Source organism: Faecalibacterium sp. HTF-F (genome assembly GCF_023347535.1).
GTDB classification, from domain to species: domain Bacteria; phylum Bacillota; class Clostridia; order Oscillospirales; family Ruminococcaceae; genus Faecalibacterium; species Faecalibacterium wellingii.
The window spans coordinates 1,550,005-1,568,705 of the sequence record NZ_CP094473.1; the positions used below are offsets into that span (position 1 = coordinate 1,550,005).

The 18,701-nt window shown below is 58.1% G+C and carries 16 protein-coding genes and 1 tRNA gene; 8 read left to right on the top strand and 9 right to left on the bottom strand.

Features of this window, described 5'->3' with window-relative positions:
- The first annotated feature begins 20 nt into the window (after nt 1–20).
- Nucleotides 21–755, top strand: a complete 735-nt coding sequence (locus MTP37_RS07450) for a DUF3137 domain-containing protein (RefSeq protein WP_249236712.1) — start codon at nt 21–23, stop codon at nt 753–755.
- 187 nt (nt 756–942) lie between these two features.
- Here MTP37_RS07450 and MTP37_RS07455 read toward each other — a convergent pair whose 3' ends face one another.
- The 4 genes from MTP37_RS07455 to murD form a co-directional block, all read right to left on the bottom strand.
- Entirely contained in the window at nt 943–2,121 is a 1,179-nt protein-coding gene (locus MTP37_RS07455) for a pyridoxal phosphate-dependent aminotransferase (RefSeq protein WP_249236713.1), read from the bottom strand.
- 17 nt (nt 2,122–2,138) lie between these two features.
- Nucleotides 2,139–3,407, bottom strand: coding sequence for a methionine gamma-lyase family protein (locus tag MTP37_RS07460; protein ID WP_249236714.1), 1,269 nt, complete (start codon nt 3,405–3,407; stop codon nt 2,139–2,141).
- Nucleotides 3,408–3,691: 284 nt separating this feature from the next.
- Nucleotides 3,692–4,450, bottom strand: coding sequence for a GNAT family N-acetyltransferase (locus MTP37_RS07465; protein WP_249236715.1), 759 nt, complete (start codon nt 4,448–4,450; stop codon nt 3,692–3,694).
- Complete coding sequence (murD, locus tag MTP37_RS07470; protein WP_249236716.1) at nt 4,447–5,850, bottom strand: UDP-N-acetylmuramoyl-L-alanine--D-glutamate ligase; 1,404 nt, start codon at nt 5,848–5,850, stop codon at nt 4,447–4,449. The genes MTP37_RS07465 and murD overlap by 4 nt, the downstream gene beginning before the upstream one ends.
- A gap of 253 nt (nt 5,851–6,103) precedes the next feature.
- On the opposite strand from murD, the gene MTP37_RS07475 reads away from it, so the two are divergent.
- The 5 genes from MTP37_RS07475 (at nt 6,104) to MTP37_RS07495 (ending at nt 10,263) form a co-directional block, all read left to right on the top strand.
- Nucleotides 6,104–7,675: a peptide ABC transporter substrate-binding protein gene (locus MTP37_RS07475; protein ID WP_249236717.1), complete on the top strand. Its 1,572-nt coding sequence runs from the start codon at nt 6,104–6,106 to the stop codon at nt 7,673–7,675.
- 53 nt (nt 7,676–7,728) lie between these two features.
- Nucleotides 7,729–7,804: transfer RNA gene (locus MTP37_RS07480), tRNA-Gly, on the top strand.
- 176 nt (nt 7,805–7,980) lie between these two features.
- Nucleotides 7,981–8,355, top strand: coding sequence for a hypothetical protein (locus MTP37_RS07485; protein ID WP_249236718.1), 375 nt, complete (start codon nt 7,981–7,983; stop codon nt 8,353–8,355).
- A gap of 3 nt (nt 8,356–8,358) precedes the next feature.
- Nucleotides 8,359–9,273 carry a DnaD domain-containing protein gene (locus MTP37_RS07490; RefSeq protein WP_249236719.1) on the top strand — a complete coding sequence of 305 codons (915 nt, stop codon included), beginning with the start codon at nt 8,359–8,361 and terminating at the stop codon, nt 9,271–9,273.
- 9 nt (nt 9,274–9,282) lie between these two features.
- On the top strand, nt 9,283–10,263 hold the full coding sequence (locus MTP37_RS07495; protein WP_249236720.1) for an ATP-binding protein: 981 nt from the start codon (nt 9,283–9,285) through the stop codon (nt 10,261–10,263).
- Nucleotides 10,264–10,301: 38 nt separating this feature from the next.
- On the opposite strand, the gene MTP37_RS07500 is transcribed toward MTP37_RS07495, so the two are convergent.
- The 3 genes from MTP37_RS07500 to MTP37_RS07510 all read right to left on the bottom strand — a co-directional run bounded on the left by MTP37_RS07500 (nt 10,302) and on the right by MTP37_RS07510 (nt 14,726).
- On the bottom strand, nt 10,302–11,090 hold the full coding sequence (locus MTP37_RS07500; protein ID WP_249236721.1) for an MBL fold metallo-hydrolase: 789 nt from the start codon (nt 11,088–11,090) through the stop codon (nt 10,302–10,304).
- 67 nt (nt 11,091–11,157) lie between these two features.
- Nucleotides 11,158–12,441 carry a UDP-N-acetylglucosamine 1-carboxyvinyltransferase gene (locus MTP37_RS07505; RefSeq protein ID WP_249236722.1) on the bottom strand — a complete coding sequence of 428 codons (1,284 nt, stop codon included), beginning with the start codon at nt 12,439–12,441 and terminating at the stop codon, nt 11,158–11,160.
- Between the two features lie 266 nt (nt 12,442–12,707).
- The gene (locus MTP37_RS07510) at nt 12,708–14,726 is read right to left on the bottom strand and encodes a fructose-1,6-bisphosphatase (protein ID WP_249238709.1); all 2,019 of its coding nucleotides are present in this window, start codon (nt 14,724–14,726) and stop codon (nt 12,708–12,710) included.
- A gap of 159 nt (nt 14,727–14,885) precedes the next feature.
- On the opposite strand from MTP37_RS07510, the gene MTP37_RS07515 reads away from it, so the two are divergent.
- Nucleotides 14,886–15,806, top strand: a complete 921-nt coding sequence (locus tag MTP37_RS07515) for a 4Fe-4S cluster-binding domain-containing protein (RefSeq protein WP_249236723.1) — start codon at nt 14,886–14,888, stop codon at nt 15,804–15,806.
- A 347-nt stretch (nt 15,807–16,153) separates the two neighbouring features.
- Nucleotides 16,154–17,242, top strand: coding sequence for a sugar kinase (locus MTP37_RS07520; RefSeq protein ID WP_249236724.1), 1,089 nt, complete (start codon nt 16,154–16,156; stop codon nt 17,240–17,242).
- A 148-nt stretch (nt 17,243–17,390) separates the two neighbouring features.
- On the opposite strand, the gene MTP37_RS07525 is transcribed toward MTP37_RS07520, so the two are convergent.
- Together MTP37_RS07525 and MTP37_RS07530 are read right to left on the bottom strand one after the other, a co-directional pair.
- The gene (locus tag MTP37_RS07525) at nt 17,391–17,555 is read right to left on the bottom strand and encodes an MATE family efflux transporter (RefSeq protein ID WP_396344334.1); all 165 of its coding nucleotides are present in this window, start codon (nt 17,553–17,555) and stop codon (nt 17,391–17,393) included.
- An 18-nt stretch (nt 17,556–17,573) separates the two neighbouring features.
- Nucleotides 17,574–18,563 (bottom strand): helix-turn-helix transcriptional regulator, encoded by a 990-nt coding sequence (locus tag MTP37_RS07530; protein ID WP_249236725.1) that lies wholly within the window; start codon nt 18,561–18,563, stop codon nt 17,574–17,576.
- Nucleotides 18,564–18,701: the final 138 nt, after the last annotated feature.

The following is an 18,701-nucleotide window of genomic DNA, read 5'->3' on the forward strand; positions in this document are numbered from 1 at the left end:
AAAGAGAAAGGGAGGACGCTATGAGCTATGGAATGATTTTTGCGATTGCCGTGGTGCTTCTTCTGGGATGGCTGCATAGCAGCCGGAAAGAAGCCGCCCGACAGGACGTAGACCGCCGCATCGTCCCGGCGGTGCTGGATGCTGCACTGCAGCAGGTGCAGTTTGCACCCAATGGCAGGATCACCTGTTTTGGGGACTCCGGGCTTCCCCTGCCCCAGTATGACCGCATGACCGGCGGGGAGCACGTCCGCGCAAAATACCGGGGCTATGAGGTGGAACTGTGCAGCATCGAGCTGGACCGGGATGTCAGCTATACCGACCCGAACGACCCCACTGTGGTCAACGCGCCGTCCTACGACACGGTATACGCCGGGCTGTGGGGCATCTGCCGTTTTGGTGTGCCGATGCCCGTGAGCCTGACCTTTACCCCGCGGGGCAGGCTGGGACAGCTCGTCCGGGGTGCATCGGTACAGAACTCTGTGGACGGCTTTGAACAGCAGTTCAAGCTGACAGCAGACGATGACACCGCCCTGAAAGCCTGCCTGACGGAGGAGAAATGCCGGAAGCTGCTGGCTCTTGCCGGGACAGCGGAGGGAAGCTTCAGCGGGAGCCTGCACCGGGACGGAACCCTGTATTTTGCCGTGGAAAACAACAAAGGACTTTTCAAGGGCAGCGGCAGTGACGATGTGCTGCGGGAAAAGTTCACCCGGCAGCTGAAGTGGTGCACCGATGTAATGGACGCTTTTGCTCCCTGAAACAGCGGCAGATCGGTCTGTTTTATCCGCATCGATCCCATCGTAAGGTGCGAAATCTTTCAAAAAGACAGATTTTTCGGAACTCAAAATACAAAAAGCTGAGCACCTGATTTTTTGCAGATGCCCAGCTTTTTTGTACTCATTTTGGAGATTTGGTTTTAAGCGACCCTTGTATTTTGATTGTGGCTTATTTCAGCAGCTCAGACAGCTTTTCCAGACGGCGGATTGCTTCGTCCAGAACATCGGTACCACGGGCAAAGTGCATCCGGATCAGATGGTTCACCGGTTCCCGGAAGAAGCTGGAACCCGGCACAGCTGCCACGCCGATCTCCCGGATCATCCACTCGCAGAATTCCAGATCTGTCCATCCCTCAAACTGCGGCAGAGCGAGAAATTCCGAAATATCGATCATCACAAAATAGGTCCCCTGCGGCACATTGTGCTTCAGGCCCACACGGTCCAGCCCGGCAAGAAAGTGGTCGCGCTTTGCGGTGTAAAGGGCCTGCAGGTCTTTGTAGTAGCTTGCCGGCAGTTCCAGACCGGCCACAGCGGCTTCCTGCAGCGGCGCAGCCGCACCCACAGTAAGGAAATCGTGCACCTTGCGGGCACCCTCGATCACCTCTGCCGGGCCGATGAGATAGCCCAGACGCCAGCCTGTAATGGAGTAGGTCTTGGAGAGCGAGTTGCAGGTGATGGTATGCTCAAACATGCCGGGCAGGCTTGCCATGCAGATATGCTCTGCCGGAGCGTAGACGATATGCTCGTACACCTCATCTGTTACCACAAAGGCATCGTACTTGATTGCAAGGGCGGCAATGGCCTCCAGCTCGTCCCGGCGGAACACCTTGCCGCAAGGGTTGGAGGGGTTGCACAGGATCAGTGCCTTGGCTCCCTCGGCAAAGCCCTTTTCGATCAGAGAAATATCAAACTCATAGGTGGGCGGCACCAGAGGGATATAGATCGGCTCCGCGCCGGAAAGGATGGCGTCTGCACCATAGTTCTCGTAGAACGGCGAAAAGATCATCACCTTGTCGCCGGGGTTGCAAATGGTCATCATGGCCGCCATCATGGCCTCGGTGCCGCCGCAGGTCACGCAGATCTCGGTGTTGGGGTCCACAGTGTGGTGCAGGGCGGGGCTGGTCTTTTTGGCCAGCGCCTCGCGGAAGTTCTGTGCACCAAAGGTCACAGCGTACTGGTGCGGGCCGGCATAGGCTGTCCTTGCCAGCGCGTCCAGCAGCTGTTTCGGCGGGTCAAAATCCGGAAAACCCTGAGACAGGTTGATGGAGTTATACTGATTATTGATGCGGGTCATGCGGCGGATGACAGAATCCGTAAAGGTGCCCACACGGTCACTTAAAACAGGCATGTGCTTTCCTCTCCTGTTCAATCCTTAAAATACGCCTTCTGGATGGCCAACAGCACGCCTGCGCGGCTGGCAGCAAAGTTCAGGCCGCCCTGCAGGTAGCAGGTATAGGGCTCACGCAGCGGGCCGTCGCAGGAAAGCTCGATGGTGCTGCCCTGCGTAAAGCTGCCGCTTGCCATGACCACCTCGTCGGTATAGCCCGGCTCCGGAGAAGGCTCCGGGGCGGCATAGCTGTCCACCGGACTTGCAGCCTGAATGCCCTGACAGAAGCCGATCAGGGCGTCTGCAGTGCCTGCATCAAAGCAGGTAACAATGTCGTTGTGGTCATCGCAGTAGCGCGGCACCGGGTTCTTGCCCAGCAGTTCCAGCATACACTGTGCATAGATGGCCGTCTTGATGGCCTCGCACACCACGCCGGGAGCGTAATAAAAGCCCAGATACATATCACGGGGCGTTTCCAGCGTGCAGCCCAGCTCCTTGCCGAGGCCGGGGGCATTCAGACGGTATGCGCACAGCTCCACCAGATCCCTGCGGCCCACAATGTAGCCGCCGGTGGGGGCAATGCCGCCGCCGGGGTTCTTGATAAGGCTGCCCACAGCGATATCTGCACCCACCTGACAGGGCTCCTGCGTCTGGGTGAACTCGCCGTAGCAGTTATCCACAAAAATGATGATATCGGGGTTTGCCGCACGGGCGGTGTCCGCAATTTTACGGATCGTTTCCAGATCAAAGGCATTGCGCTGCAGATAGCCGCGGCTGCGCTGAATATGGCACACTTTGGCCCCCGGAGCCTTTTTTGCAATGAGGTCGTAGTCCGGGGTGAAATCGGCCTTGAGGGGTGCTTCATCATACTGAACACCGTAATCCATCAGGGTGCCGGTGCCCTTTCCCTTCCCGTCCAGACCAATGACGCCTTCCAGCGTATCGTAGGGACGGCCGGTGGCAGCCAGCAGCGTATCCCCCGCCCGCAGCAGACCGAACAGTGCCACTGCCAGCGTGTGGGTGCCGCTCTGGAACTGGCTGCGCACAAGCGCATCCTCCGCTCCCATCACCTCGGCAAAGATCTGTTCCAGCTTTGCACGGCCGGTATCCCACAGGCCGTAGCCGGTGGTGCCCAGCATATCAGTAGAGGACATCTGCGTATCCGCAAAGGCTTTCAGCATCTTGAGCTGGTTGAAGTCCCGGATCTCTTCCATATGACGGAAATAGGGCTGGCACAGCTCCATGGCCTTTTCGTCCAGCGCCAGAACTTCGGTTTTATAATCAAAAAAGTGGTTTAAGATTGACATTATAATGGTTCCTTAATTTATGATTTGGGATAAATCTCACATGAACTGACGCGTCGGCAGCTTTCTCCTCGGACACGAGATACGGGTTGCGGCACCCAGCATCTGCTTCGCTACCGCTCGCATCTTGCTGGCCGCTGCCCCAACAGCAGTTCCCTGTTTCCGCCGCAGGCGGCGGTCACTGTTGTTGCAGGCCATTCCATCGCCCGCCCTATTGCCCTACGGGCAACAGGGTCCCACCCCAGCGGACGGTCCTCAGAGAAACTTCCGACGTGTCAGCCGACAAACTACGATGGCACATAACGAATATACTCCCCCAGCTTTTTAAAGCCGAGCCGGGTATAAAAATGCACCCGCTCCGGGCTGCAGAGGAACACCGGGCGCTGCCCCTCTGCGGAAAGCTCGTTTGCCATCTGCACAATGAGCCGCCCGCCGATGCCTTTGCCGCGCAGGGAGCTTTCTGTCTGCCCGCAGGCCATATACGCCTGCCCATTTGCAAGGGCATAGGCTCCCACCGTGCAGACCGCTTTCCTGCCCTGTCTCAGCGTCCAGACAAGCGCCTTGCCCCGGATACGCTTGGTGCACAGTTCAGAATAAAGATCCTCCTGTCTGGCCGTATCTTCCGGGTACAATGCCCGGGCCACGTCCATAGCCGCAGGTTCCCGGTCAAGGGCCAGCTGTGCCCAGAGGGCTTCGTCTGCGGCAGGCAGCGGCAGCGCCCTGCCGGGGGCAAGACCGAACACGGTCAGTGTCTCAGCCCGGTGCCAGCCGGTGGGCGGCAGACATCCGGCTTCGTCCAGAATGACGCTCTCACACCCGCAGAAGGCCAGAAAGCTGGCCAGTTCCTCGGGATTTGCGTGCCCGGCAACCCATGCAGTGCTGCCGTTGATCTCCAGCGCCAGTGTGGGCCCGGCATAGAACCGCCACGGCTGGCTTTTGCCGAAGAGAGCAAGGTCCAGCGGAAGCACTGCCCCCAGCACCCACCGGCCCCGGCAGGCATTGGCAAAGCGGGCACGCCGCCGCTTTGTATCGACCTGTGCGATCACTTCAGCTCGTTGACGATCTTCTTGAACTCACGGCCGCGCACCTCAAAGTTGGGGTACAGGTCAAAGGATGCGCTGGCCGGAGACAGGATGATGATATCGCCGGGCTTTGCGCAGGCACGGGCCAGCTCCACAGCATGCTGCATGTTGTCCGCATGCTGGATGGGCAGCTCTGCTTCGTTGAAATTCGGGTCCTCACGCACAGCCTTTTCAATGCGGGGGCCGGTAGCACCCATGAGCACAAGCTCCTTCACATGCGCCACCACTTCCGGTGCCAGCGGCTCATACGGGATGTGCTTGTCATAGCCGCCCGCGATCAGGATGACCTTCTGATCGAAGCTGCGCAGACCGGCAATGGTGCGGGTAGGGCTGGTACCGATGGAGTCGTTGTAATACAGCACACCGTCCAGCGTACGCACCGGCTCGATGCGGTGCTCCACGCCGGTAAAGGTGCTGCCCACCTGCCGGATCGCCTCCACAGGCACCTCACCCCACACGGCAGCGGCAGCGGCCAGCAGGTTCTCGATGTTGTGCAGACCGCGCAGCTTCACGTCCTTCTGTGCCAGGAACGGGGTCACAACGCCGTCCTCCGCCATGCAGAGCATGTGATCTTCCTTGCGCAGGAAGGCACCGTTGTCGGTGTCGTGCAGGCGGGTGAACCACACCTGCTTGCCCTTGCAGTCGGACTGCATGCTGCGGCTGATCTCGTTCTCGTAGCCCAGAACGGCGCGGCAGGGCTGCTTCTGATACAGCAGGATGTTGCGCTTGGCGTCGATGTACTCCTGCATATCCTTGTGATGATCCAGATGGTTGGGGGTGACGTTGGTCACAACGGCAATGTTGGGGCTGGAATGCATGCTGATGAGCTGGAAGCTGGAAAGCTCCACCACAGCCACATCCTCGGGGGCCACCTCGGGCAGCATGGGCAGCAGAGCTGCGCCGATGTTGCCGCCCAGATGCACTTTGCGGCCAGCCGCTTCGTAGAACTTGGAGATCAGGGTCGTGGTGGTGGTCTTTCCGTCGGAGCCGGTCACAGCCACGATCTCGCAGGGGCAGAAATCAAAGAACAGTTCCACCTCGCTGGTCACCATGGTGCCTGCGGCCATGGCATCCTGCAAGGGCTTTTCAAAGTAGCCCACAAAGCCCGGCGTGCGCATGATGATGTCCTGCCCCTTGAAGCCGTCCAGATAGTTTTCGCCCAGACTCAGGTCAATGCCCAGCTCCTGGATGGTGGCGGCATAATCGCCAAAGTCCTCTACGCTCTTCTTCTGGTCACACAGGGTGACGTGTGCTCCCAGCTCCACGAACTCCCTGATGAGCGTCTTATGGCTGACGCCTGCGCCGATGAAGGCAACTTTTTTGCCCTTGATGAGCTCGGCCAGTTTCTGCTGATCCTTCTGCATAAAAACAGTTCCTCCTCAATAAGTAATATCGTATCGAACACGCCGCAAAGGGGCGCTGAAACATTCGCTGTATCATTATAGTCCATTTGGCCGCAATTGGCAACGGAAAAACGCCCTTTTTGCCCCAAAAAGCAAGGGAAATTCACAATTCCTCAATTGTATTTTGCCTTCATTTCTGCTACACTTGTCGAAGCAGAGTGCTTTTTGTATCCATACACACTCCCAGCAAATACCATAGAATGAGGTCATTTCCTTGAAACAGTTCCTGCGTATCACCGCAGCGGTGCTTGCCGCTGCGTTCCTGTTTGCCCTTACCGGCTGCAGCGGCGGCTCCGGTGCAGCCAGCTTTACATGGTTTGTGGATACCATCCCCGCAAATCTTGACCCACAGGTCGTGTCTGCTGCGCCAGACGTCATTGCCTGCGAGAATCTTTACGGCGGCCTTGTGCGCAAAAACGCCGACGGCGAGATCGTACCTAACCTGTGCGAAAGCTGGACCGTCTCTCCGGATGGCCGCACCTACACCTTTGCCATAAAAGACGGCCTGACCTACACCGCCGCTAAGGGAACCGCCACAGATTATTCCATCACCGCCGAGGACTTTGTGTTTGCGTTCCGGCGCATCTTTCAGGCACAGACGGGCTCTCCCTATGCGGTAGAGTTTTCTGCCATTGAAAACAGCGCCGCTGTTCTGGACGGTACAGCGGCGCTCAGTACGCTGGGGGTTTCGGCTTCCGGTCCGCTGACGCTGGTGTTCCGCCTGAGTGAAAAGGACGACAACTTCCTCGCAAAGCTCACCCTGCCCGGTGCCATGCCCTGCGACGAGGAGTTCTTCAACAGCACCCGCGGCACCTACGGCCTGACGGCAAAGACCACCCTTTCCAGCGGCAGTTTCTATCTGTACAACTGGACCGCCAGCGGCCTGTTCCTGCGGCGCGATGTCTCTGCGCCCCTGATCGGCAGCCTGCGTCTGGTGCAGAACACCGGCAGCACCGGCAAGAGTGCCGCTCAGCTCATCGCGGACGAGAAATGCTCTGCCGCGCTGGACGACACCGGCGAAGCGACCGCTCTGCGGGCTGTTTCCTACTCCGATACCACCTGGGCCCTGCTGTTCAACAGCGCCGAGGGCTCTGTCTTTGAGAATCAGGCACTGCGGCAGGCACTGGCCGGCATTGCCCGGGAAAATGCAGCAGTGCCTTCTTCCGGCCTGTACACCGCCGCCGAGGGCCTTGTGCCTGCAGGGCTGACTGTAGACGGCATCGCCTACCGCGACACTGCCGGGGATCCCATGCCTGTGATCCCGGACCCGCGTGCATTGTATCTGGAAGCACGGCAGGGCATGGCCAGCTCTGATTTTTCCGGTGTGACCATCCTGCTGCCCAAGGAAGCCGGGCTCACCGAACTGGCCGAGCAGATCAACGGTGCATGGCAGAAGGACTGTTCCCTCTTTTTCTCAGTGGAGGAGGTGCCGCAGGAAGAGTTTGGCAAGCGCCTTGCGGCGGGCGATTACACCATCGCACTGGCACCCATCTGTGCCGAGGGCGGCAGCGTATACCAGATGCTTCAGCAGTTCACTGCCGAGGGTGGTGGTTTGACCGGTTACTCTGACCCGCTGTACACCGAACGTCTGGCAGAAAGCGCACAGCAGACTGGCCGCGCCCGCTGTGCCCTGCTGGCCGAATGCGAACGTCAGCTGCTGGAAAGCTGCACCGTAGTGCCGCTGCTGGGCCAGCAAAAGCGTCTGCTGGTGGCAGACGGCATCAAAGGACTGGTGTTTGACCCGTTTACTCCGGTGCTGGATCTGACCTATACTACAAAAAACTGACACGCTTCAGCTCTTGACAATCCTGCTCTGCTTTGCTACAATAAGTGAGCAATGCAGGGTTAGCTCATCCGGTAGAGCGGCTGCTTCCCAAGCAGCAGGCGGCGGGTTCGGGTCCCGTACCCTGCTCCAAAATAAACGGTGAACCGTGAAATATCGGTTTGCCGTTTTTCTTTTTGTTTTCACGATCACGTTTTTCTGCCCTTGATCCAGCAATTGAGCAAGCAAACCGTTGCAATTTTTCCGGGTGTTTCTTATAATAGGATCAAGCATGCGGTGCTCAGCCTGCCGCAGGAAAGGACTCCATCATGATTTTTGTCCCCTTGCTGCATTATTTCAAATGCAAAAATTCCTACAGCGGCAACGAATACGGCCTGCGGTACCGGATGATCCCCGGCAAGCGCACCGTACCGGATCCGGATGGCGGCGAAGGTGCTGCAAAGGAAGAAAGCATCCTCACTGTAGATTACTGGCCCGACCCCTGGACCATTGAAAAGACCGACCCTGCCCTGCGGGTGCAGAAGGTGTTTCCGCTGTCCGACGAGGGCCGCGAGGCTGCCGCCGCCTTTTTGCAGGACGCTTTCAATGCAGAGCCAGAGCGCTGGAAAAGCTGTCCCAGCATGATGGACTGTGATCCCTGGGAGCCAGCTGCTGAAGATGAACCGGACGAACCGAAGGAATAAAAGATGATCTACCGTTTAAAAGAGCTCAAAGGCGATACCATCGCCGTGCCGCAGCTGATCTTTTCAAAGCTCGGCATCGCAGAGGAATACAACGTACGCGTGGCGCTGTATGTGCTGGCCACCGGCATCACCGACCCGGACAAGATCTGCGCCGACCTCAAACTGCGCAGCCGTATCAGCGCCGAGAGTGCACTGGCTTTCTGGGCAGGTGCGGGCCTGCTGGAGCGCTATGAAGAAAACGCTGCACCGGGCGAGGAACCCAGCGCCCCGACGCCTATGACATGGGCCGAAATTGCTGCCGCAAGCCGCACCGACCCCATGATCTCCAGCCTCATCGACTGCGCGCAGACCGGCTTTGCCCGCCCGCTGACCCACAAGGAAATGGAAAAGCTGGTCAACCTTTATGTGCAGGAGGGCTTTGCGCCCGAGACCGTGATGCTGTGCACCGCTTACGTTGCCAGCACCGGCCGGCGTACCATAGCCGCCGTGGTGCATGAGCTGAAGGTGTGGCGCACCGAGGGCGTGGAGACCGGTGAACAGGCAGACGCCCACCTCAAGCTGCTGGCTCTGCGCCAGAGCCGTGAGCAGTATGTCAGCAGCCTGCTGGACATTGCTCCGGACGAACTGACTCTGGGCGGGCGCAAGGCCATTGCACGATGGTACGAAGTTTACGGCTATGATGACGCCATGGTGCAGGAAGCTGCCGTGCAGGCCGGGCCCAAGCGCGATCTGTGGTACTGGAACAGCATCCTCAAGACATGGAACGCCAAGGGACTGCGCACCGTGCACGATGTGCGCAGCCCGGTAGCTGCTGCGGGCGCAAGCCGGAACATCCGGGTGGATCGCGCAGCCCCCAGCGGAAACGATATCCTGAAAAACGCCACCCGCCGCCGTTCCCTCATCAAGAAGCCTGAATAAGGAGCCGCTATGCGTACCAAAAATGAACTGTATCAGGAAGCTCTCCGCACCGTTGCCCTGCGGCGGCAGACCGCCCGGGCTCTGGCGCAGGATGCACAGGCACAGGCCGAAGCTGCCATTCCCGCCCTGCGTCATGCAGAAGAAGAGGTGCGGGTTCGGGGCATCCGCTGTGCGCTGGCCGGTGCTGCGGGCAAAGACCGCACCGAAGCCGCCGCCGCGCTGGCCGATGCCCGGCAGAAGCTGACGGCCCTGCTGGCCGAAAGCGGACGCCCTGCCAACGCGCTGGAACCGCACTTCACCTGTCCGAAATGTCAGGATACCGGCAGTGTGAACGGCCGCACCTGTGCCTGCGTCCACAAGGTGATGCAACAGCTGCGTCGTCAGGAGATCGAAGCACTGTCCAGCCTGTCCATTTCCAGCTTTGACACTATGAAACTGGAATATTACCCCTCTGTTGCAGATCCCGAGATCGGTGAGAGCATCCGCACCTACATGGCAGAGGTTCTGGCCGATCTGCGCGATTATGCGGCCGATTTTTCACCCGCCACCCGCGAGAGCCTGCTGTTGCTGGGAAATGCCGGTCTTGGCAAGACCCATGCGGCGCTGGCCATTGCCGGAGAGGTGCTCCGGCAGAACTATGATGTGATCTATGTTTCCTGCCCGGATTTCTTTGGTAAGCTGGAAGCGCTGCATTTTGGTTCCGACCCGAACGGCGAGGAAGAAGCGCTGTTCCAGACTGCATCCAATGCCGACCTGCTGATCCTCGATGATCTTGGCACCGAGTTCAATTCCAGCTTCTTTCTCACCAATCTGTACAGCCTGCTGAACAACCGGCTGGGCGCAAAGCTGCCCACCATCGTCACCACCAATGTCACAGATGGCGCTTTGCTGGAAAAGCTTTACACCGAAAAGATCTCCAGCCGCCTTGCCGGTTTCGTCCAGATCAAGTTCTTCGGCAACGATATCCGCGTTCAGAAAGCGAATGAGTAAAAGAAAAAACAACGCAAAAGCGTTGCTTTTTCTTTTATTCAAAACTCCAATGCAGGGCTGACTTCGCTGCGGCGCTGTGCCTGCACGATGCAGTCCCTGTCCGGCACAACGCCCGCTGCGCCCAGCGTATTGAATACGGTCTGCAGCGCAAGGGAGGGGGTATTGTTCTCCTGCGAGAGATGGCACAGTGCAAACTTTTTGCACCCCTCCTGAATGAGCTCCAGCAGCTTTGCAGCGCACTCATCGTTGGAAAGATGGCCCCGGGTGCTCTCGATCCGGGCCCGTAAGTAATAGGGGTACGGCCCGCTGCGCAGCATGTGCAGGTCGTAATTGCTTTCCAGTGCCACAAGGTCGCAGCCGGTCAGCGCTTCATGCACCGGCGGGGTGAGCGTGCCAAGGTCCGTGGCGATGCTCATTGTCTTACCGTCCGGCGTGTGGATGCGGTAGCCTACACAGGGCACGTCGTGACTGGTGGGGAATGCCCGCACGCCGAATGCGCCCACGTCCTCTTCCCTGCCCTCCAGCTCGTGCAGCTCACAGGCTGCCGGGACGATCCCATTGACATCCAGAAAATCCAGTGTAGCTGCCGCGCCATACACCGGCAGCGGGTTCTTTTTGAGAAAGGTGGAAAGCCCCTTCACATGATCGCTGTGCTCGTGCGTGACAAGGATGCCGTCGCAGTCGCTGACGGCAAGGCCCAGCGCCTTGAGCGCCGCCGTAGTGGTGCGCACGCCCTTGCCCATATCCACGATGAGGTAGTGCTCACCGCAGCGCACCACGCTGCTGTTGCCGGAAGAGCCGGAGTACAATGAGATAAATTCTGCCATGAAAAACCTCTGATACACTCAAAAACAGCCCGCCGCATATGCAGCAGGCTGTTTGTTTTCTGATACGTTACAATGCCTGATCCAGTGCGGCAGGCATCCGTTCCACCTTTTTGATATCGGCACCCAGACCGCGCAGCTTTTCCACGATATTCTCGTAGCCACGCTCAATGTGACCGATCTCCTCGATCTCGCTGGTGCCGTCTGCCATCAGAGCAGCCACCACCATGGCAGCGCCCGCACGCAGATCCAGCGCACGCAGCGGCGCAGGGCTGAGCTTGTCCACACCCTCGAACACGGCCACCTGACCGTCCACCTGTACGTTTGCGCCCATCTTGCGCAGCTCGTCCACATAGCGGAAGCGGTTGTCCCACACGCTCTCGGTAACGGTGCTGGTGCCCTTGGCCACACTCAGCAGCACACCCATCAGGGGCTGCATATCGGTGGGGAAGCCGGGGTGCGGCATGGTGTTGATCTTCAGCGGCAGAATATCGCCGGTGCGGCGCACGCGCACTGCATCGTCGAACTCTTCCACCTCCACGCCTGCACGGCGCAGCTTTTCGGTGATCGGCTCCAAATGCTTGGGGGTAACATTCTTCACCAGCACATCCCCGCCCGTAGCCGCAGCAGCCACCATGTAGCTGCCGGCTTCGATCTGATCCGGAATGATGCTGTAGGTGCAGCCGTGCATCTTTTCCACACCGCGCACCTTGATGACATCGGTGCCTGCACCGCGCACATCCGCGCCGCACATATTCAGGAAGTTTGCCAGATCCACCACATGGGGCTCCTTGGCACAGTTTTCCAGAATGGTCTGGCCCTTGGCCATGACAGCGGAGAGCATACCGTTCATGGTAGCGCCCACACTGACTTTATCAAAGAAGATGTGTGCGCCATTCAGCTCCTTGGCACGCACCGTGATCATGCCATAATCCACGCTGTCCTCAGCACCCAGCGCACTGAACACCTTCAGATGCTGATCGATGGGGCGGGGGCCCAGATTGCAGCCGCCGGGCATGGCCACCTGTGCCTTGCCGAAGCGGGACAGCAGCGCACCCAGAAAATAATAGCTGGCGCGCATCTGACGGGACAGATCGTCCGGGACGTTGGTCCCGGTAAGGTGGGTGGTGTCGATCTCATAGGTGTTACGGTCCAGCATTCTGATCTGTGCGCCCAGAACGCTGAGGATCTTCAGGCTCACCGCCACATCACTGATATCCGGCAGGTTCTCGACCACGCAGACATCCGCTGCCAGAATGGTTGCAGGCAGGATGCCTACCGCCGCATTCTTCGCACCCGAAATGGTAACTTCGCCACGCAGGGGCTTACCGCCCGTAATAACAAATTTCTCCAATTTTATGATCTCCTTGTCAAAGGCCCGTTATTTCAGGCCTGTTAAGGTTCCTGAAAGCATTCTCCATAAAAGCTGCTGCAGCCGTGCAATAAACAATGCCGTACTACTACAGCTATCTTATTATACACAACTTTCACAAAAAAGCAAAGCCCCGCTTGGTGATGTTCTATTATTTTCTGTTTTGCCCATTTTCATGCAGAATATTCCAAAATTTTGATTTCTTTTTTAGGTATTTTACAGAAAAATGGTGTACCAATTGTTGCACTTTACCAGATATGGTCCTCGCAGCGGGCCTCGGTGATCCAGCCCAGCTGGTAGGCTGTCACCAGCTGTTTGAGGTCGTGCACCCGCTCCCGCAGCACCTCACCCTCGTCGGTGTCCTCCACAAGGATGCGATGATTCTCTGTTTCCAGGATATTCTTTTGAGAGATGATGTCCAGATTTTCCTTCACAGCCTTTTCCGCGCTTTCAAAGGGCTGGTGGGTGCGCAGGGACATGGTGCGGCTGGAATACACCAGCGTGTAACCCGCAATGCCGGTCTTTTCGTGGTAAGCACGGCAGAAACCGCCATCGATGACCACCAGCCTGCCGCCGCCCTTGATGGGACTTTCGCCGTTCTTTTCCCGCACCGGCACATGGCCGTTGACAATATGGCTGCTGCCCGGCAAGCCGAACTCTGCCAGAATGCGGCGGCACACAGCTTCGTCATTATACCATGTATAATAAGGGTCTTTCACCTCGGTGTGGGTGGAGCTGTCTGCGACATAAAGCCGTTCAAAGGTGGTCATGGCGCTGCGGCCGAACAGCGGCGAGAGCTTGCCGCACCACAGATACCACAAAAAGTCCTGTCCGCTCTGACGTGCGGCACTGCCCTCGGGCGCGTAATAGCCACGGCGCGCCCGGGCGTCGCAGTAGTCCATCAGGGCACGTCCGGAGTAGCGGCGGCCCTCAAAGCGCTCCGTGGCAAAGGTACCCCGGCTGGTCATGGGCACTGCACCGTGGTAGAGCAGGTTGCCGTTCTCAATGTGGTACACGCTGCCCTTGGCATAGAGGAACTCCACATGCTGCTGCATTTTTTCGCTCTGGCGGAAGGATTGCACCAGCTTGGTCAGCACCAGCTGCTCATCCGGATTCAGTGCTGCCGGGGCGGCAGGGTCTACGGTGGGGAACGAGGTATCCCGCAGCGGATACTCCTTTTCCCCGATCCTGACCGTATGCTTCGACCAGTCGATGCGGCGCAGATAATCCCGGCCCCGCATCTGGAAGTCCGGGTTGCGGTCGATCACCTGACATTCCAGCTTGAACATCAGGATGCTGATGGCCTTGTGCATCACAGCACAGCGGTGCAGCATCCCTTCGGTGTAGGGGCCGCGGGCCGCGTCGGTATGGGGCATCCAGATGCTCAGGTCGTCCTCACCGTAAAACTGCTCGGCCATACGCTGCAAATGGCGCAGATTGATGCCATAGCAGTCTTCCAGCATTCCGTGATTATGATAGGCCAGCGTGGTTTTGAGCACCGTGCAGATGCAGATGGGGCTGCCTGCGGCGGCTCCCATCCACACCACATCATGGTTGCCCCACTGGATATCCACATTGTGGTGGCGCATGAGCAGATCCAGAATGATGTCCGGGCGCGGGCCGCGGTCGAACAGGTCGCCCACGATATGCAGCTTGTCCACGGCCAGATGCTTGATCAGTTCGCACAGCCGCACGATGAAGCGGTCTGCACGGCCATTTTCAATAATGCTGCCCACGATCTGACCATAGTAAAGGTCTTTATCGTGGTCTTCAAAGTGAGCGTGGAGCAGCTCGTCCAGAATGTAACCGCAGCTGGCGGGCAGGCAGCTGCGCACATGCTCCCGCGTATGTTTGGAGGACACCAGCCGGCAGATATCGATGAGCCGGAGCAGTGTTTCGGTATACCACTGATCCAGCGCCTCCTCGCTGGTGCAGCGGGCCTTGAGCTGGGGCAGCTTTTCGTTGGGGTAGTAGATCAATGTCGCCAGCTCGGCGCGGGCATTTTCCGGCACGGTATCGCCCAGCACCTGATCCACCTTTTCGCGGATCACACCGGAGGCCGAGTTCAGGATATGCACAAAGGCCTCATTTTCGCCGTGCAGATCACTCATGAAATGCTCGGTGCCCTTGGGCAGTTTGAGCAGCGCCTGCGTGCTGATGATCTCACTGGCCGCTGCCGCCTGCGAGGGGTAGTCCCGGGAAAGCAGGGTCAGATACTTCAGGTTATCGCGGATTTCATCGGTTTCGGTGCGCATGATTTCCTCCATCATGGTCATTTCTCTGCCGCAGCCCATCATTTCGGCCGCATTATGCAAAAATGTTGCTTCTGATATATATTATTCTTTCCACGTCTTATAGTATAGCACGTCCGGTTGAAAAGTGGTATACTGAAGCTGACAAACTTTCTGCAAAGGACTTTGGATATTATGCCGAAAACCGATCTTGTTTCCATTCCCTCTTCCTGCACGCTCTGTCCGCGCCGCTGCGGAGCCGACCGTGCTGCCGGACGCACCGGCTTCTGCGGTGCAGGCAGCACCCTGAAAGCCGCCCGTGCGGCCCTGCACTACTGGGAAGAGCCCTGCATCAGCGGTACAAGGGGCAGCGGCACGGTGTTTTTCTCCGGCTGCACCCTCAAATGCTGCTTCTGCCAGAACTATCCCATCAGCGCCGAAGGCCTCGGCAGGGAGATCACCGTTGAACATCTGGCAGAGATCTTTCTGGACCTGCAGTCTCAGGGCGCCCACAACATCAATCTGGTCACGCCGGGGCAGTGGCAGCCCTGGATCATTGCCGCGCTGGACATTGCGCGCGCAAAGGGTCTGCACCTGCCTATCCTGTGCAATACCGGCGGTTACGAGACCGTGGAGAGCGTGGAAGCCTGGCGCGGGTACATCGACATCTGGCTGGCCGATCTGAAATATGTATCCTCTGCCCTGTCGGCAGAGCTTTCCTCTGCGCCGGACTACTTTGCACAGGCAAAGCCCGCCATTGAAGCCATGATGGCACAGGCCGGACATCCGGCGTTCGATGCGGAGGGCATCCTGCAAAAGGGGGTCATTCTGCGGCATCTCGCCCTGCCCGGCCACATTGATGACAGCTTTGCTGTTCTGGATCAGATGGCTGCGTGGAACGATGCCGACCCGGGGTGCTTCATTCCCAGTGTCATGAGCCAGTATACCCCTTTCTATAAGGCCGCAGAGCACGGCATCGGACGGCGCATCACCACCTATGAGTACCGCCGGGTGGTGAACTACGCCATGGACAAGGGGCTTGCGCAGGGATACATGCAGCAGAAGAGCAGTGCAAAGGAAGAATATACGCCTTCGTTCGATCTGACCGGCGTGTAAAAACGATTCAGAATCGCCTCCGCTTCGCTCTGGCTTTCATCCGTGGAAAATTTATTTTTCGCGTTTGGAGCGCTCCAAACACATTTTCACGGCATGGGGACGTAACGATAAGCGGCATTTACATGGGCCGGTAGGGCAGGCGATGGAATGGCTCGCTTCGTGTCTGAGGAGAAAGTTCCCGGCAGGCTGGCCGTCAGCACACTTTTCGTCAAATCTTCCAAAAATCAGCAATTATTTTTTCTTGCATTTCCGTGGAAGCGCTTGCAATCCCTCTTGTGTCGGATTATAATGGATACAACGATGTGTTAACAGGGCTCTGATGAGCTGTAAATATCAGGAGGAGCGTTATGGAACATTTCAACCCGATCCTTGGCAACGATACCCCCGGCCAGAAATTCATCACCTGCGGCGAGATCATGCTGCGCCTGACCCCGCCGAACTACGAGAAGATCCGTATGGCATCCAGCTTTGAGGCCAGCTACGGCGGCAGCGAGGCCAACATTGCACTGGCACTGGCTAACCTTGGTGTGGACAGCACCTTCTTCAGCGTGGTGCCCAACAACAGCCTTGGCAAGAGCGCCGTGCGCTGGCTGCGTTCCAATGATGTGCACTGCACTCCCATGATCCTTACCGAGCCGAACGAGACACAGTCCAACCGTCTGGGCACCTATTATCTGGAGACCGGCTACGGCATCCGCCCGTCCAAGGTCATCTACGACCGCAAGCACAGTGCCATCACCGAGTACGATTTCTCGCAGGTCGATCTGGACGCTCTGCTGGAGGGCTTTGACTGGCTGCACCTGAGCGGCATCACCCCGGCTCTGGCTCCCAACTGCCGCACCCTGATCCTGGACATGCTCAAGGTCGCCAAGAAAAAGGGCCTGACCGTCAGCTTCGACGGCAATTTCCGCTCCACCCTGTGGAGCTGGGAGGAAGCCCGCGACTTCTGCACCGAATGCCTGCCCTATGTGGATGTTCTGCTGGGCATTGAGCCCTACCACCTGTGGAAGGATGAGAACGACCACAGCAAGGGCGACTGGAAGGACGGCGTACCCCTGCAGCCCAGCTATGAGCAGCAGGACGAGATCTTCCAGCATTTCATCGAGCGTTATCCCAACCTGAAGTGCATCGGCCGCCATGTGCGCTATGCCCACAGCGGCAGCGAGAACAGCCTGAAGGCCTTTATGTGGTACGATGGCCACACCTTTGAGAGCAAGCTGTTCACCTTTAATATTCTGGACCGCGTGGGCGGCGGCGATGCTTTCGCCAGCGGCCTGATCTACGCCATGCTGCACGATTACAAGGCTATGGACATGATCAACTTTGCGGTGGCAAGCAGCGCCATCAAGCACACCATCCACGGCGATGCCAACATTACCGATGATGTGAGCACTATCCGCAACCTGATGAACATGAACTACGATATCAAGCGGTAATCTGTATTTTGCTGTCCCCTGCCCCATTGCTGCAAAGCAGCTTTCTGCAAAGATACTGCACAAAACCCGGAACCTGTTCCGAGCCAAGCGGCTCAAGAAGGTTCCGGGTTTCTGTTTTTGTGCCATTTGCTTTTTTAGCGTTTCTTTTTCAGGTAGTACCCAATGCCGCCAGCGCGTCTGCGCCGAGAAAACGGCCTACCACCCATGTATCCGCAATGTTATACATCTGCTGCAGCAGATTGCCCAGCATCAGCGGCAGGACAAACAGCAAAATGCTGCTGGTGATGGGGCCTTTTGTCAGACTACGCTGCATTGTTCCCGATTTTCCTTTTTATAACGCTGTCTCAGCCGGTGCACCGGCTCTGCCGCCGTCCCGCCTTGAAAGAGACTGCTCTCTTCCCGCAAACTTCTGGCGGTACTCTCTGGGCGTGCAGTGCTTGATCTCCCGGAAGGTCTTTGTAAAGTAGCTGGTATCCGAAAAGCCGCATTCGGCACCGATCTCGCCGATTTTCATACTGGTGGAAAGCAGCAGCTCGGCGGCCTTTTCAATGCGGTACTGCTTGACATACTGGATGGGTGTGATCCCCAGCAGCTGCCGGAAGCTGCGCAGACAGGCGCTCTCGCTCAGGGCCACGCAGTCGGAAATGCGCTCCACGTTCAGCTCCTCTGCGTAGTGCTCCTCCACAAAGCGCAGCATCTGCTTCATCCGCCGGGCCGCGATCTGCTCCTGCTGAGAGACCTTTGTTTTTCCACCCTCGCACTGCATTCCCAGCAGATGCACCGCCGCCGAAAGATGGTACCGCGCCTGATTCTCATAGTCAAAGACCTCTTGGGCCACTGCGTCCCAGACTTCCCGCAAATGGCAGAGCACGGCCTTCTGCCCGTCGTCTGCCTCGTCAAGCAGAAAGAAGGCCGGTGCTCCCGGCTGAAGCAGCGGGTGCACGAGCTTTTGCCAGAAGATGGTGTCCATGCCGCCGATCAGGCGCGGATGGAATACCCCGGAATGCAGCAAAGCATCCCCGGTCTCCGCCTGCTCCACCGCATGGAACACTCCGGAATTGACAAACACGCCCTGCCCGGTCTGCAAAATCAGACGGGCTTTGTTCACGTCCACCGCCAGCGGGCCTTTTACGGCAAGGATGTATTCAAACTCTTCATGCCAGTGCCATGCTACCGAATAGCTTTTGAGGTCTTCTGCATAGCAGGCAATGGGAAACAGTGCGCTGCCGTGCTGCACCAGCTCCCTGCCCTCGCTATCCGCCACAATATCCGGCGGGCAGTTGAGCCCGCCCGCTGCTGCACAGCTGGTCTGAAATGCCACGATCAGCCATCTCCTTTCGTTCAAGGTGCACATCCGCATCCGCGCCGGTTTTGTTGTATCAATCGGGCGTTTTTATCCTAACATTCAGCCCTGATGTGTGATATTATTACATCAGCAAAGCACAAGATGCATTGCAAG

Coding starts and splice junctions, on each gene's coding strand:
- MTP37_RS07460 (WP_249236714.1), bottom strand. CDS start 3,407: ATGTCAATCTTAAACCACTTTTTTGATTATAAAACCGAAGTTCTGGCG.
- MTP37_RS07510 (WP_249238709.1), bottom strand. CDS start 14,726: ATGGAGGAAATCATGCGCACCGAAACCGATGAAATCCGCGATAACCTG.
- MTP37_RS07455 (WP_249236713.1), bottom strand. CDS start 2,121: ATGCCTGTTTTAAGTGACCGTGTGGGCACCTTTACGGATTCTGTCATC.
- MTP37_RS07500 (WP_249236721.1), bottom strand. CDS start 11,090: ATGGCAGAATTTATCTCATTGTACTCCGGCTCTTCCGGCAACAGCAGC.
- MTP37_RS07515 (WP_249236723.1), top strand. CDS start 14,886: ATGCCGAAAACCGATCTTGTTTCCATTCCCTCTTCCTGCACGCTCTGT.
- MTP37_RS07525 (WP_396344334.1), bottom strand. CDS start 17,555: ATGCAGCGTAGTCTGACAAAAGGCCCCATCACCAGCAGCATTTTGCTG.
- MTP37_RS07520 (WP_249236724.1), top strand. CDS start 16,154: ATGGAACATTTCAACCCGATCCTTGGCAACGATACCCCCGGCCAGAAA.
- murD (WP_249236716.1), bottom strand. CDS start 5,850: ATGCAGAAGGATCAGCAGAAACTGGCCGAGCTCATCAAGGGCAAAAAA.
- MTP37_RS07495 (WP_249236720.1), top strand. CDS start 9,283: ATGCGTACCAAAAATGAACTGTATCAGGAAGCTCTCCGCACCGTTGCC.
- MTP37_RS07490 (WP_249236719.1), top strand. CDS start 8,359: ATGATCTACCGTTTAAAAGAGCTCAAAGGCGATACCATCGCCGTGCCG.
- MTP37_RS07450 (WP_249236712.1), top strand. CDS start 21: ATGAGCTATGGAATGATTTTTGCGATTGCCGTGGTGCTTCTTCTGGGA.
- MTP37_RS07485 (WP_249236718.1), top strand. CDS start 7,981: ATGATTTTTGTCCCCTTGCTGCATTATTTCAAATGCAAAAATTCCTAC.